The 14,629-nt window shown below is 37.2% G+C and carries 11 protein-coding genes; 4 read left to right on the top strand and 7 right to left on the bottom strand.

Translation table 11 applies throughout. The features are described 5' to 3' along the window. Positions 1-86 precede the first annotated feature (86 nt). Positions 87-947 (top strand): DUF6252 family protein, encoded by an 861-nt coding sequence (locus ACIGAM_RS01565; protein WP_396509712.1) that lies wholly within the window; start codon positions 87-89, stop codon positions 945-947. Here ACIGAM_RS01565 and ACIGAM_RS01560 read toward each other — a convergent pair. The 4 genes from ACIGAM_RS01560 to ACIGAM_RS01545 all read right to left on the bottom strand — a co-directional run bounded on the left by ACIGAM_RS01560 (position 937) and on the right by ACIGAM_RS01545 (position 6,229). Next, a complete protein-coding gene (locus tag ACIGAM_RS01560) occupies positions 937-2,481 on the bottom strand; it encodes a PepSY-associated TM helix domain-containing protein (RefSeq protein ID WP_396509711.1) in 1,545 nt (514 codons plus the stop codon). The genes ACIGAM_RS01565 and ACIGAM_RS01560 overlap by 11 nt on opposite strands. 5 nt (positions 2,482-2,486) lie before the next feature. After that, positions 2,487-2,786 carry a hypothetical protein gene (locus tag ACIGAM_RS01555; protein ID WP_396509710.1) on the bottom strand — a complete coding sequence of 100 codons (300 nt, stop codon included), beginning with the start codon at positions 2,784-2,786 and terminating at the stop codon, positions 2,487-2,489. Positions 2,787-3,069: 283 nt separating this feature from the next. Further along, complete coding sequence (locus tag ACIGAM_RS01550) at positions 3,070-3,792, bottom strand: DUF4198 domain-containing protein (RefSeq protein WP_396509709.1); 723 nt, start codon at positions 3,790-3,792, stop codon at positions 3,070-3,072. Between the two features lie 10 nt (positions 3,793-3,802). Next, entirely contained in the window at positions 3,803-6,229 is a 2,427-nt protein-coding gene (locus ACIGAM_RS01545; RefSeq protein ID WP_396509708.1) for a TonB-dependent siderophore receptor, read from the bottom strand. A 262-nt stretch (positions 6,230-6,491) separates the two neighbouring features. On the opposite strand from ACIGAM_RS01545, the gene mgrA reads away from it, so the two are divergent. The 3 genes from mgrA to ACIGAM_RS01530 all read left to right on the top strand — a co-directional run bounded on the left by mgrA (position 6,492) and on the right by ACIGAM_RS01530 (position 9,383). After that, complete coding sequence (mgrA, locus tag ACIGAM_RS01540) at positions 6,492-7,511, top strand: L-glyceraldehyde 3-phosphate reductase (RefSeq protein ID WP_396509707.1); 1,020 nt, start codon at positions 6,492-6,494, stop codon at positions 7,509-7,511. A gap of 115 nt (positions 7,512-7,626) precedes the next feature. Further along, a complete protein-coding gene (locus ACIGAM_RS01535) occupies positions 7,627-8,496 on the top strand; it encodes a phosphatase PAP2 family protein (protein WP_396509706.1) in 870 nt (289 codons plus the stop codon). Positions 8,497-8,603: 107 nt separating this feature from the next. Further along, complete coding sequence (locus tag ACIGAM_RS01530) at positions 8,604-9,383, top strand: DUF1206 domain-containing protein (RefSeq protein WP_396509705.1); 780 nt, start codon at positions 8,604-8,606, stop codon at positions 9,381-9,383. A 32-nt stretch (positions 9,384-9,415) separates the two neighbouring features. Here ACIGAM_RS01530 and ACIGAM_RS01525 read toward each other — a convergent pair whose 3' ends face one another. The 3 genes from ACIGAM_RS01525 to ACIGAM_RS01515 form a co-directional block, all read right to left on the bottom strand. Then, positions 9,416-11,791, bottom strand: a complete 2,376-nt coding sequence (locus ACIGAM_RS01525; protein ID WP_396509704.1) for a prolyl oligopeptidase family serine peptidase — start codon at positions 11,789-11,791, stop codon at positions 9,416-9,418. Positions 11,792-12,064: 273 nt separating this feature from the next. After that, entirely contained in the window at positions 12,065-12,904 is an 840-nt protein-coding gene (locus ACIGAM_RS01520) for an endonuclease/exonuclease/phosphatase family protein (RefSeq protein WP_396509703.1), read from the bottom strand. A 76-nt stretch (positions 12,905-12,980) separates the two neighbouring features. Beyond that, on the bottom strand, positions 12,981-14,624 hold the full coding sequence (locus ACIGAM_RS01515) for a sulfatase (RefSeq protein ID WP_396509702.1): 1,644 nt from the start codon (positions 14,622-14,624) through the stop codon (positions 12,981-12,983). Between the last annotated feature and the right edge of the window lie 5 nt (positions 14,625-14,629).

Here is a 14,629-nt window from a genome sequence, read left to right as displayed (position 1 = left end):
GGGCGCAAATATACTACAATTTTCTGGCTGTCAATACGTTTTTAATCTATAATATCTTAAATTTGATTCCTTATACTTAACGTGTTATGTTGAAGAACCTTGCTGCTTTTTTAGGTCTGCTTTCTATTATTTCCTGTACAGACGATGTGAGCTTCAACACACCGGCTTTTCAAGCGATACGTGACACGGTTTTTTTTAAAGCTAATATATCTAGGGCAGAAGTTGTTGATGAAGATAATTTTGAGGTTACTGTTCCCGGCAATTCGGTACCGGTAATTCGCTTATCGGGTATATTAAATGAAGAGCAGGTAAGCCTTACGCTACCTTTTTATGGTGAAGGTGTTTTTAATATAGAGCCTGATAACCCTACTTACGCAACATATATTTCGGCCTCCGGGAAAGAGTTTTCGACGCTAATTGATGGTGAAGGCTCAATCGTAGTTGAGCGAATAGAAGATAGTACGTATACGGGATCTTTTAGATTTAGGGCGCGATCACAGGTAGATAGCAGTGATGTATATTTTACTAAAGGCTATTTTTATGAAGTTCCTTTTTATAAAAAACCACCGGTTCCCGAAGAAATTCCGGTAGTTGCAACTTCTTTTTACTGTAGAATAAACGGAAATACATTTAATCCTATAAGTGTTAATGCATCAGCAGGTTCAACAGCTATATTAGGGTCTGGTAATCAAAGTTCTGTTGTAATTCGATTAGTTTTTCCAAAGAATATTGAACCGGGTACCTATCCTTTAACAGATTTTTCAGTTACGAGTCCTTATCAGGCTTCGTATCAATCTTCAAATACAAACCCAATAGTTCAAAGCGGAACACTAACCATATCTTCACATAATAGAGATGCAAGATCAGTAGGAGGCACGTTTTCTTTTACAGCACAGGGGTCGAGTACTGTTCAAATAACAGATGGTAGATTTGGGTTTAACTATTAGATCGCTTTATCTTAAAAAAAGCAAATAAGGTACAGGTTGCTAAAACCATCCAGAATAAATCTACAAAGGCGATTTGATAATTAGCCGCCGCATAATTTTTCCAGAACCCGGTACCTGTTATAATATAATTAGCTATAGGTACTAGAAAACCTAAGATACTTCCCCACAGCAAACTGAATTTTATACAGTACGTTCTGTTTTTCTTGAGTATTAAATACAAACTTGCCAATGCCCAGATTCCTAAATAAAACCAGTATAACGATGTCTCATTATATGGGTATGCAAATTTGACTACGACAAAGCTAAGCGCAGTTACGGGATACATGCTCAAGCAAATTGCAAGATATGAAAGGGCAACACGTCTGTAAAACTTTTGCTTTTTTAAGGAAACATTTTTCTTATCTCTTGCTAGCAACCAGATCATCACACCAGAGATTATAACTACGCAGGTAATGATTCCTAACAAAAAGGATATAATACGTAATAAGTAGCCGCCATAATCTCCAAAATGTAGCCGATACATTATATTTTTAACGCTGTCAAGATAGGAGGTGTTTGCATACGGGTTTTTTATAATCGTTGTTTCGCCAGTAGCTACACGATATCGTAATTCCCCGGGAGCATTAAATTTCGTACTATAATTTTGCTGTCCTTTTATAGTGACATACATATTAGTGTCGCCATAATTATTTAGAATAACCTCGTTTATATTAAAGTCTGGCCAGTCTGCTCTGGTATTTTTTAAAACTAAATCGAGTTCTGGTTTGCGTGCTAATTTTTGATTTGTAAATTCAAATGCAGGTGTGTCATACTCTAATTCTTCATATATTTTTTGTTCATCACCGCCATATAAAGCTATCGCTGCCGGGGTAAGCAGTAATATTTTCAACATAAAAAAGGTTCCGGTTACAGCAAGTACAAATTGAAAAGGAAGTCCTATAAAACCCAGTGCGGTATGCGCATCGGTCCATAAAGTTTTTAATTTCGCCCACGGGCGGAATGTATAGAAGTTGCTTATTATTTTTTTCCAGTGAATGAGCAATCCTGTAAGTATCGCAATTAGAAAAAAGAAAGCAACAAAGCCGGAAACATAATAACCTACCGGATAAAAAAACTGGGTTAGAAAATGAAGCCTGTATAAAAACTCGCCCAGCGTATAGGATTCTGTATAGGTTTGCTCAGTAAACTCTAGCGGATCTAAATAAAAAAAATGTGCTCCGGCATCCGGGTTTTTTAATAAGGTGTCTTTTTGGGCAGTCAGACTTATGCTAACACGTCTTTCTGCATAATACGTCTTAAGAGTTATATCTCGGCTGTTTAGGTTGTAACGTGAATTGAGACTGTCTAGTATAGGATCTATCTGAGCAGGTAAGTTATCATTTGTTAACGCATTTTGATTGCGTTCCCAGGCAATGATGTCATCTCTAAAAAATGAAAAAGAACCTGCAAAAAAAATGATATATAATGCCACGCTAATCACGATACCACTTACCGTATGTAAACTAAAAAACAGATTGTAAAGTCGATTCCCCATAGTTATTATAGTGTGGGTTGATTAGCTGGTACACAAAATAAAAGCATCCCCAAAATCACCGAAATACCGGTATAAATTACAAGGGCATGCCAGGTTTTCTTCGGAATGTATGCAGTTATAAATAATACCGCCCAAAGAATAAAGCCGCTAAAAGTAAATGTTATTAGAGCTATGCTTTTTGATACATATGATGCAGCTAGTAAATGTACTAATGTAGTTATTGCATAGCCACCTACAAATCCTGTAAGTAGGCGTAGGAGGCGTTGTGCCCGGGAAGTCGTTAAATATTTTGAGTTTGCCGGCACTGTTATTTAGTTTTAAAAAGATTCAAAGGAGCTAGAATTAATAGGAGGCAGCTAAAAGTCATCAAGGTGATGCTGGCCGTAAAAAAACCTGAACCAATACCCAATTCATTCATAAAAATACCATAACCCATACATAGCAGGTACAGTCCGAAAGAATTGAGAACCCATTTATTCTTTCGGAGTTTACTTTTTTGAGTTATATCATTTTTGGGTTGCATCTTAGCAGATGTGCTGTACATTAGATAAAAACCAACCATTAGTAAGGAGCAGGCAATAACTAGCATTAAGGCAAGCTTGTGTAAGTGGCACAGTGCCATATAAATTGATAATCTACCCCTTTAAAAGCACCGGGAGTTTCTTCGTTATGAGTTACCTCAACAATATATTTTGTATTAAATGGTTTTGCATAACTAAGGATGCCATTCTCATCTGTGGTGATTTTTTTAGTCCATAAATCAAGCATAGATACAGTAGCTTCTGCTTTGTTTAAAGGAGAGCCATTGTATAAAACCTGTAATTTAACTTCGTTAGAATCGTTTTGCAGTTCTTTAATTATAAGTCCTTCTGTATAAAGTGATGGGTTAACAGATTCTTCAGAATTTACCTGAACTTGTTTGAAGGTTTTGTAAACCGGTTTAAATATTCCGAAGTCATATTCTGTATAATCCAGAACGTCAATGTTTTGACTTTCAAGATACATGAGATAAACACCTTCAACTGTAGGTGTAAATTCGGCAGAATAGTGGTCTGTTTTTGCTGTCGTTTTAAGTAGGTGTTTTTTTCCGGAAGGGTCTACCAGCCAAACTTTAAAATCACTTACACCTTTAAAGGCATCACCGTTTATTTCTTCAATAACACCATACGTATATTCCCCAAAAAATATGTTTACCTCCTGAGATTCGTTCAAGTTTCCTTCAGCACTGGTTTCTAACCATAAATAGTGTGCAAATGCAACGTTAGAATTGCTTAAAAGTACAATCGTAAAAAGTAGAATTAATTTTTTCATCTTTAAAATTTTAAAAGTTATAGGTGAAGTTGGCTAGTAATGACCGCTTGTTTTGTGGGCTAATAGTTGACCAGCCTTTGTAATATGATTTATTGGTAATGTTATCTAGCTTTAATGTAATGCGGTAATCAGAAGTTCCGTAGAAGATTGATGAATTTAGAATAGTGTATTCCGGCAGAGTAAAAGTACCGCCCAGACTTCGGTTAAAAATTTTGTTTTCGCTAGCATAGTTTCCGCCAAAACCAAAACCTAACCCGTCTAATTTACCATTTGTAAGCTGGTAACTTGCCCACAGATTTGCAAGATTTTCAGGACCTGCACTTTCTGGTCTTAGGCCTTTAAAATCTGCATCTCCTTCTACAAGCTTACTATCATTATAGCTATATCCAGCTACCAGGTTTAAACCATTTATGGGATTTGCAATTAAACTGGCTTCAAAACCCTTATTTTCTTGAGTACCATTTTGCGTAAAGAAATAGTTGTTTGCATCAACATCTATACGTAGTGATTTATCTCTAACACGTATGTCGTAGTAACTAAATGTAGCGCTAATTCTGTTTTTATAAAGATTGAATTTTGTGCCTACCTCAAACTGGTTTGCTTGCTCGGGATTAAGAGTTCTTAAGGTGGTAATACCAGCTGCAAGTTCTTCTACAGGTGCCGTATTACTGAAGCCATTCATATAATTTGCAAAAATAGAGACCTTATCTAAAATAGGTTGATAAACTAAACCAAATTTTGGAGACAGCGCAGTCTGTGCGTGATCATTATTGCTAAAACGGTCAATGCGTAAACTTAACATCGCAGAGAGTTCTGGAAGAATGTTAATAACATCTGAAGCGTATGCGCTAAAGATTTCCTGTTCAGACTTTGATGGGTTTATCGCTGAGTTTTCTAATAAAGCATTAGTTCCCGCCTGGGTTAATATACCAGAATCATCTGTAAAGTTAGCAGGATCTGTATTTCCAAGTACTTCTTCATTAAACTCCTGAAGGTTGTCGCCAATATAAATCATACCATTTGCCACGTAGGGAGAACTGTTGTTAGTTATCGTGTTTTTATAATAATCAAGCCCCACGACCAGCCTATTGCGTACCGAACCTATTTTAAAATCTCCAATAAAATTTTGCTGAATATCTGTAGCGTTAGTTTCTGAATTCTGTTTGCTTATATAGCGGGATAAACTAATGCCTTCATCTAATGTGGTGTACTGTGTGCCTTCATATAAATAGGAGTAATAGCCATCTGATTTTGACGACGAACTCGAGAAAGCAGTCTGAGAGGTCCAGTTATCATCTAATTTATAATTCATCTGTGCCTGAAGGCTATACGTTGGAGTTTCTATATACAAGTCATTGCCGGTATAGGAGCGGTTGATATCATAACCAAGCTCTTCAATAGTATGCACACGAAGGGGTGCAGCACGGTCTAGAAAAAGCATAGTTTGGTTGGTGCTTTTACCCTTATAAAATTCAGTATTTAGACTAAACGAGAGGCGGTCGTTTACACGGTAAGCTAACGAGGGAGCAAAGAAAAAGGACTTCTTAAAACCCGCATCCTGGTAGCTGTTTTGAGTGTGATAAGCGGTATTTACACGTAAGGCGATGTCCTTGTCTTTACTTAATAAAGTGTTCACATCTGCAGTAACCCTATTAAGACCATAGCTACCTGCAGTATATGCTAAGGTACCCCCAAAACCGAAAAATGGTTTTTTAGTGGTGATATTTATAAGCCCACCATAAGAAACTAAACTACTACCATAGAGCGTTCCTGAAGGACCTTTAATCACATCTATATGTTCAATATTTGCAGGGTCAGGACTTCCGTTAGTTAATGCAGGAAGACTATTTACCAGATTAGGTTGTGTTGCAAAACCACGCAATGTGAAATAACCGGCACCATCGCTGCCGCGACCCGTAGATTCCCAAAGCTTATCTATACCGGGAGCATTTTTAAGGGCATCATCAAAGTTAGTAATAACCTGTTCTTTTAGTAAAGCTGAAGTTATACTCGTATAGACCTGAGGGTTTTCGATATCAGCAAGAGGCATCTTAGAAACACTCATACTCATCTCTCTACTAAACTTATTGTGTTTTATGCCATTAATACTTACCGCTGCAAGTTGTTCCTGATTTTCTTGCAACGTTAGTACACCAAGTTTTTTAGTTTCTCCATCGGCAAATGCGATGTTTATATATTTTGTCTTAAAACCTATGTAAGAAATCGTAATGCGATAGTTACCCGCCGGGATTTGTTCAAGTAAAAAATTTCCATTATAATCTGTTGTAGTCCCTAGATTAGTTCTCCCTACATCTATAGTTGCTCCTTCTAAAGGTTGAGCTGCTGAATTTTGAACTAAACCCTGTAATTGCGCAGTTTGAGCTGAGGCCTGAATAGTGATTAGCGTAAAGAGAAAAACACCTATAATGTTACGCATTGTTATTTAGATTAAATTAATATAATTTTGAAAGGCAAATGTATTTGTGATTTTGTAAACAACAAAACTTATTTAGACTTAATTTAAATAGATAATTATTACATTTATTTATTAATCTGATAGTCAGTTGTTTGATTTATTATTTTAATATATAATTAACAGATTAACCTATGTAAAATCTAAATTTGAAGAGACTTTATTGTTCAATTAGGTATTCTAATTAGCTTATTTTTACAGTAACTTTCCTTTAAACTCAACCGCTATGAATGTGAATTCTAAATATTTGGCTGCAGAAAATCGCTATGAAACTATGCGCTATCGCCGTTGTGGAAGGAGCGGAATTAAGTTGCCTATGATTTCTCTGGGATTGTGGCATAACTTTGGTAATTCAGCAGATTTCACAAACGGAAGATCAATTTTAAGAACCGCATTTGATAAAGGGATTACGCATTTTGATCTCGCTAATAATTATGGTCCGCCGTATGGTTCTGCAGAGACTAATTTTGGTCAGATTTTTAAAGAAGATTTTAAACCGTATCGGGATGAACTTATTATTTCATCAAAAGCGGGTTATGATATGTGGCCCGGACCTTATGGAGATTTTGGGTCGCGAAAATATTTAATCGCCAGTTGCGATCAATCATTAAAGCGTATGGGCATAGATTACGTAGATATATTTTACCATCACCGTCCAGATTTAGAGACACCGCTTGAAGAAACCATGGGTGCGCTAGATCAGATTGTACGATCTGGAAAAGCACTTTATGTAGGTATTTCTAATTACGGTGCAGCACGTACGCGTGAAGCGGCAGCGATTTTAAAGCAGCTGGGAACACCTTTTCTCGTGCATCAGCCCAGATACAATATGTTAGACCGCTGGGTTGAAGATGGTTTGCTAGATGCGTTAGATGAGACCGGTCTGGGAAGTGTGGTTTTTTCACCTTTACAGCAAGGATTATTAACAGATAAATACCTCAACGGAATCCCAAAAGATTCACGTGCTGCTAATTCTATGTATCTCTCTGAAGACCGAATTACAGAAGATCTCATAAATATGGTAAAGCAATTAAATACGCTTGCAAAAGAGCGTGGTCAAAGTCTTGCGCAAATGGCCATTAGCTGGTTGCTAAAAGATCACAGGGTGACTTCGGTATTGGTTGGGGTGAGTAAAGTTGAGCAGCTTCAGAACAACATTGATGCGTTATCTAATCTTGAATTTTCAAATGATGAACTTTCAAAAATTGAAGATCTATTGAAAAAGAATTCTCAATCACAGCTTTAAATAAATTTAGTATGTATTATTTGTAATCTCAACGGTATTTAGCAGACTACATGGGCTGAAAGTTTTGAAGTAGTCTTTCATCCTAATCAGTTTATTAAATAAGAAGTGTGCTGTTATGCCAAAAATTACGCTTTCCCTATTCCTTATTTTGCTTTTATATGTAGCTCCTGCAATTGCTCAGGATAGCCTTTTTGTAGCCTTTAATACTGATAAAAAACACACATTATGGAATGATTTTACCTATGATATGGGTAATGTCGTTGGAGGTGTAGGTTTTGCGTATTCTAGACCGTTGCATTGGCAGAGTGATGATTTTCTAAGGTTTGGAGGTGTCGCAGCAGGAACTGCGGGTCTTTTTTTACTAGATGATGAGATACGTAAAGCACTCATTTCTCATAAAGATGATGTGCCGTCTCTTCTTTTAGACTTCGGGTATTATTCTGGAGCACCTCAGAATAATTACGGGATTACGGGAGCGGTTTACCTTACGGGTTTATTTACTAAAAATGAGAAATTAAGACGTACCGGAGTTTTAATGATTGCTTCAGCAACTGCCGCTGGTGTGGTACAGCAAATAAGTAAATCACTGGTAGGACGGGCACGACCGGGAGCCGGCTTTGGAAATCACCATTTTAAACCTTTTGGTGGGACTGCCGCATATAGATCTTTTCCTTCAGGTCATGCGGTTCTTACGTTTACAACCACGTACTCTATTGCAAAGCAATTTGATAATAAGTGGATTAAAGGTGGTATCATAGGTATAGGTCTAATACCGGGTTTAAGCCGAATTTATGAAGAAGCACACTGGGCAAGTGATGTGGCTTTAAGTTGGGCAATGAGTGCTTTTATTGTTGAAGCAATAGACAAATATCTTGATAGAAAATATGAACAAAAATACAACCCTGATCTTGCTGCTAAAGAATTAAATCTAGAATGGAATCTTACCTTTACCGGAGATCAAATAGGAGTGGTGCTTCAGTTTTAGATATTAAACTTCTATTTTTTCTGATTCAATTTTATTTGATTACATTTTGCATCCTACAATGTACCAAGACATTTAATTTCTAATCTTTTAATAGTTTACCCAGCTTTTTGAATTCTAAGAAAAATATATACGCCCGTTCGGGTCTTTTTGCAAAAGCAATACTCTTTTTAGCAATAGGGGTAATTACCGCTATGGAAGCCTTTGGACTGGGCGGTTTTAAAGCAGGGAGTTTTACCTTAATGGAGGTTTTAGCTAAGCAAGAATTTGGAAACGCTTTACTTATCTTATGGGCAGTGGCTCTTTTTGGTTATGTGTTTTGGCGTGTCTATGAAACTATTGTTGATAACGAGGGTTATGGTACGAGTATTATGGGTTTAGGCCAGCGCATCGGGTTTTGTTTTGGAGGTCTTGTTTATGCCTTTTTAGCTATAAGTGCGTTGCAAGTTGTATTTAACCCAGACGGATCTAGTTACCTAACAACCACAGATTTTCAGAAGTTTATTCATACAGATTTTGGTAGAATTTGTGTCGTAGGAGTAGCTTTAGGGATGATGGGAGGTGCTTTAAATGAGTTTTATATCGCTTTTTCAGGTATTTTTAAAAAGACCATAAATATAGATGCCATAATCCCTAAACTTCAAAAAGCGGTGATGAGTTTTGGTGCTATAGGGTACGCTTCACGTGGTTTTACAGTAAGTATAGCTGCATTACTTTTATTAGACTCAGCATATACTACCCGCGATATTACGAGCGCAAATAAAGAAGCTGCATTCTCATTTATGCAGTATGCCTTCGGCGACTTTATATTAGGGTCAATCGCTATAGGTTTTATTGTTTATTCACTGTATGTGTTTGTTGAGATGCGTTACCGTAAGATTGATATGTAGGTTATTTAAAGCTTTATTTTTTAATTCTTATTTTACCTCTCAAGTAAACTATCATTAAACAACTTTAGAATACGTTTATACTCATCTGTCCAGCTGCTGGGTTCTATAAATCCGTGACTTTCCACAGGGTAAACTGCCAGTTCCCAGTTTTCTTTTTCCAGCTCGATTAAGCGTTGTGTTAACCGCACCACATCTTGAAAATGAACATTGGTGTCTAGCATACCGTGCTCTATTAGTAAATCTCCCTGTAAGCCTTCGGCGAAGTAAATAGGAGAAGAGCGCTTGTAGGCAATAGGGTCTTGAGTAGGCTCATTTAAAATATTCGCTGTATAGCCGTGATTGTAATGTGCCCAATCTGTAACAGAGCGTAAAGCAGCACCGGCTTTAAATGTTTCCGGCTGGTTAAAAAGTGCCATTAGCGTAATAAAACCGCCATAGCTTCCACCATAAATGCCTACTTTTCCAGGATTGACACCGTGATTTTTAATGAGATATTCCACACCATCTACCTGATCAGAAAGATCTTTTCCGCCCATATGGCGATATATTCCTGTTCTCCAATCGCGACCATAACCGGCACTGGCCCGGTAATCAATATCGATAACGGTATAGCCCAGGTCTGTCAACATATTGTTGAACATATATTCCCTAAAGTAGCTAGACCACCATTTATGTGCATTTTGTAAATACCCCGCGCCGTGTACAAAAACAACTGCAGCACCATTTTTTACTGAAGCTTCAGGAGTATATAGGCGTGCAGGCACCATAGCACCATCTGCGGCTTCAAATTTTATATTTTCAGGTATGCGCCACGCATAATTTTTAAAAGCATCAGACTGGCCGCTTGTAAGTTGCTTAGCGGTTTCTGAAGTAGTAGCTTTCTTAAAATAGAGTTCCCAAGGTTTATTACTATATGAATTACGAATAGCCATATATTTTTCGTCTGGAGATAGTGCCACTTCATTGTTGCCCGGAAGCGTAGTAAGCTGCCTCATACTACCGCCCATTACAGGCATTTTATAAAAATGTCGTTCCCCGGGATTTACCTGCGATGTGGTTAAAAACCAGGACTTTTTATCATTAGATAAAAACGGATCAAAAACCTCATATTCCCCTTGCGTGAGGGCTCTTTTCTTACCGTTATTAACATCTAGAAGATACAGGTGTGAGTATCCACTTTCTTCAGACTGAAAATAAATGTGTGTATTATCTGGTAACCACCCCAGCGTGCCACCTCCAAAAGACCAGCCAATTCCCGGACCGGCAATCCAGGCCTCATCACGCTGGCGATCTAAGGTTTTAAGACTGCCATCTTCAAGGTTTAAAAGGGCAATCCAGCGGTCTTTATTATCTTTAGAACGCACATTTACAATGGCTTTGCCTCCGTCATTAGAAAAGATAGCTTGGGATATGATAACTTCCCGTTCTTTAGCCTCCCACTCTTTATCCGGGTAATCAGAAATGTAATCAGGTAAATCTGTAATTCCCGGTAATGTAGATGGGTCTACTTGATAGACAGTATCTTTTTCACGATTGTAAATGGCCAAAGAAGCTTCAGTTTTATCATCGCCTACTTTGCTGCGAGCACGTAAATCTTCAGTATAACCTGACGCATCTACATAATTAGGTACATTAGTGCTTTCTCCACGATCGCGCTTTGTCAATACAATAGTTACAAAATTTGCGTTAGGAGCAACCTGTAAACTGTTAATAGATTGTTCGCCCGAGTAAAAGACAAACGGTTCTGGGTCTGCTGTCATCTCGCGGTAGGCTTTAGAAAGAGAGTCTTGTTCTTCTCGCTCTCTTACGATCTGCAATAGGCCTAGGTTTTCTTCTTTTAACCATTTATTCTTATCAGATAACTTTTTATCCTTATCGTCTGTAGCTTTTCCCTCTTTAAAATTGGTAAGTTTTTCTAGACTTCCTTTTGCAGTATTAAAAACATACGCATTGTTTTCAAACGTAAAAGCGATTTTATTTTCATCTGAAAGAAAAGTAGCATCGCCCAATCGTGCCCCCAGATCTACTATTAAACTAGATTCATTTTTCGCTACATCATAGAGGTAGAGGGCATTATCTTTAGTATATAGTTTTTTAGTTTTTGAACTATTAAAACTGCCATACGAGCTAATCATCGCTTTGCGCTCAGCGAGCGACACTTTTTGAATATTATCAAGTTTGTTAACTTCTATTTTATAGAGACTATCACTTGTATTCCCGTCTGGATTGTAATCAAAATAGATGGTGTTGCTTTGCATTCCCCACTGTACATTTTCAGGAAAGTTACCCATCCATTTAGGATCTTTCATTATTTTTTCTACCGAAAGTGTGCTGGTTTGAGCAGAAAGAGTAAGATTACTGAAGCACATAAGAGCAACCAGGCAGGCACCAAAATAGAATTTAATCATAGAATATTCTTGAAAATTAGAGAACAGCTTGAAAGTTACAGAATAGTTTGAAAAGTTGAGGTTGTTTTTTAAGTATAGCTACGAGATAAAACAAAAAAGCCTCACCGTTTAAGGTAAAGCTTCTCAAAGGTTTCACTACAAAACCAGTTTCCAAATTTCTTTGGAAACAACACAACATCGTTATAAAGAGGCAGCTTAAAAGCTGCGGTTATTTCTTAGTAAGAAAACAAAAATAGTATTAGTTTTTTGAATTTTAGACAACAAATCTAAATTTTAAGATTGCAATTTAATCAAAACATAAACCGGTAAATGGTCTGATGCATAATGTAAATCTTTAGAATCACTTAATACAGCGTGCTTTAGAACCTGAGACGTGTTTCCTTTTCCTTGAAAAATATAGTCTATACGGCGTATAACCGGCTTATCAAATTTAAAACCATTAAATGTACCCGATGGTCCAAAAGCTCCTCTGGGAGCCAGTTCATTTGTGTCAAATAATTTGGTTTTTAAAACCGCAATAGGATCACTATCTGGTTCCAGGTTAAGATCTCCGGTTAGAAAAACCGCTACATTCTCGGTATTTAATTCGGTCATTTTTTGCAATATTAAGGCAGCTGATTCTTTGCGAGCTTCAACACCTACGTGGTCAAAATGTGTATTAAATACATAAAATTTTTCCTGGGTAGTTTTATCTTTAAATAAAGCATAGGTGCAAATGCGCGGCAAAGCAGCATCCCAACCGGTGGAAATTACTTCAGGAGTCTCAGATAGCCAGAAGGTGTCACTTTTAAGAACCTCTAATTTATCAGCATTGTAAAATAGTGCTGAAAATTCGCCTTGATTTTCTCCCTCGCGACCCACGCCTATATGCTTGTAGCCTGTAAGATTATGGTTTAAATAATCCATCTGTTCAGGTAAAGCTTCTTGTACGCCCATTACATCTGGACCATAAAAGAGCACCTGGTTTTTTAGAAATTCTTTACGCTTACTCCAGGCATTCTCACCATCAGACTCTGTAGCTAACCGAATGTTGTAGCTCATTAGTCCTAGTTCTTGTGCACAAAGCCCTGTAATACTAAAAACGAAAATTAGCGTGTAGAGAAGTGTTTTCATTTTGAATTTATTTAATTTATAAAAGTACGATTATACAAAGTCAAATTAGATTCTCTTACTTTACTTGAACATTAAGTTACTTCATAGGTGTACCGCGCAATCTTTTAAAATTTTGATATTCTTTGGTTACGCGCTCTTTAGGAGCTTGCTCAAACTCTTTTTGTGTAACTCCATAGACGTTTTGTATAGAGTCTAATTGTTTATGTAAGCGTTTTATAACGTCAGCGTAAGCAGGATCATCTATTTTATTATGAATTTCTGAAGGGTCTGTTTTAAGGTCATAAAATTCCCAAGCATCAATATCATCATAAAAGTGCATTAGTTTATAGCGCTTTGTGCTTACACCGTAATGCTTCTTAACCATATGAAATGCCGGAAAATCATAATAATGATAATATAAAACAGATCTAAAATCTGCCTCTCCTAGTTTTTGTTCTAGAACCGGTCTCAAAGATTGACCCTGCATTTCTGTAGTAAGATTAGTACCATTTGCATAATCTAAGAAAGTTTGAGCAAAATCCAGATTTTGAACCAATGCATCGCTGGTAGTTCCTGCTTTTATTGAATTTGGATACTGAATTAAAAGCGGGGTTCGGTATGATTCTTCGTACATAAAACGCTTATCAAAAAAGCCCTTTTCTCCAAGATAAAATCCTTGATCTGAGGTGTAAACAACAATCGTATTCTTGTCTAGATTATTAGCTTCTAAATAGTCGAGAATTGAACCTACGCCTTCATCAACCGCTGCAATTGTAGCCATATAATCTTGTAAATACCGTTGGGCCTTCCATACGGCGAGTTCCTCACCGTGTAAGTTTGCTTTATGAAAAGCATCGTTTTTAGGTTGGTATGCCGCGTCCCAGGTTTTACGTTGTTGCGGAGTCATACGGTCAAAATCTGTAGTCCATGGATTATGCGCAAGTTGCGGATTACCTTGAGTTTTGGTCATTTTTAAATCATGACCTTCATACATATCTGTATAGATTGTTTGTAGCTGTTCTTGAGCAGCTTGTTGACCTTGATGATCTGCAAAATAGGTTTCTGGTAATGGAAAGGTAACCGAATCGTATTTATTTACGTGGCGCAAAGCAGGCATCCAGTTGCGATGCGGAGCTTTGTGATGTACCATCATAAAAAATGGCTTGCTGGTATCGCGCTGTTTGTCTAGCCATTTAATTGCATCTGCTGTGATGATATCTGTAGCATAACCTTCAACTTGTGTAGTGTCGCCGTCTTTTATAAAATTAGGATTGTAGTAATTACCTTGATCCTGTATGATATTCCAATAATCAAATCCTTGTGGGTATCCATCTAAGTGCCACTTACCAAGTATTGAGGTCGTATATCCAAGTTCTTTGAGTTTCTTAGGCAACGTAGGTTGATCCCCATTAAAACGATCCCCATTTTGACGAAACCCATTTATGTGACTGTGTTTTCCGGTAAGGATTACTGCCCGGCTGGGACCGCAAATAGAATTTGTAACATAAGCACGATCCATACGCATGCCATTCTCTGCGATACGATCTATATTAGGTGTGGGGGCTAACTTACTTACAGGATGATCATAGGCACTTATTGCCTGATATGCATGATCATCAGACATTATAAAAATAATATTAGGCTGTTTAGAAATTACTTCTGCAGTCGCTTCTTCTTTAGCATTCTCTTTACAAGCGGAAACTAGTACTAAGAGTAAATAGGCTAAAAGTAACTTCTTCATTATTT

It is taken from the genome of Leeuwenhoekiella sp. NPDC079379 (genome assembly GCF_044542075.1).
In the GTDB taxonomy this organism is placed as follows: Bacteria; Bacteroidota; Bacteroidia; order Flavobacteriales; family Flavobacteriaceae; genus Leeuwenhoekiella.
Note: the sequence above shows the minus strand (reverse complement) of the source record. Positions and strands in the feature narration are given on the sequence as shown.

Bases quoted from the DNA above. Each gene is read 5' to 3' on its own strand.
- ACIGAM_RS01515 (WP_396509702.1), bottom strand. From the start codon at position 14,624: ATGAAGAAGTTACTTTTAGCCTATTTACTCTTAGTACTAGTTTCCGCT.
- ACIGAM_RS01520 (WP_396509703.1), bottom strand. From the start codon at position 12,904: ATGAAAACACTTCTCTACACGCTAATTTTCGTTTTTAGTATTACAGGG.
- ACIGAM_RS01545 (WP_396509708.1), bottom strand. From the start codon at position 6,229: ATGCGTAACATTATAGGTGTTTTTCTCTTTACGCTAATCACTATTCAG.
- ACIGAM_RS01565 (WP_396509712.1), top strand. From the start codon at position 87: ATGTTGAAGAACCTTGCTGCTTTTTTAGGTCTGCTTTCTATTATTTCC.
- ACIGAM_RS01535 (WP_396509706.1), top strand. From the start codon at position 7,627: ATGCCAAAAATTACGCTTTCCCTATTCCTTATTTTGCTTTTATATGTA.
- ACIGAM_RS01560 (WP_396509711.1), bottom strand. From the start codon at position 2,481: ATGGGGAATCGACTTTACAATCTGTTTTTTAGTTTACATACGGTAAGT.
- ACIGAM_RS01525 (WP_396509704.1), bottom strand. From the start codon at position 11,791: ATGATTAAATTCTATTTTGGTGCCTGCCTGGTTGCTCTTATGTGCTTC.
- ACIGAM_RS01550 (WP_396509709.1), bottom strand. From the start codon at position 3,792: ATGAAAAAATTAATTCTACTTTTTACGATTGTACTTTTAAGCAATTCT.
- mgrA (WP_396509707.1), top strand. From the start codon at position 6,492: ATGAATGTGAATTCTAAATATTTGGCTGCAGAAAATCGCTATGAAACT.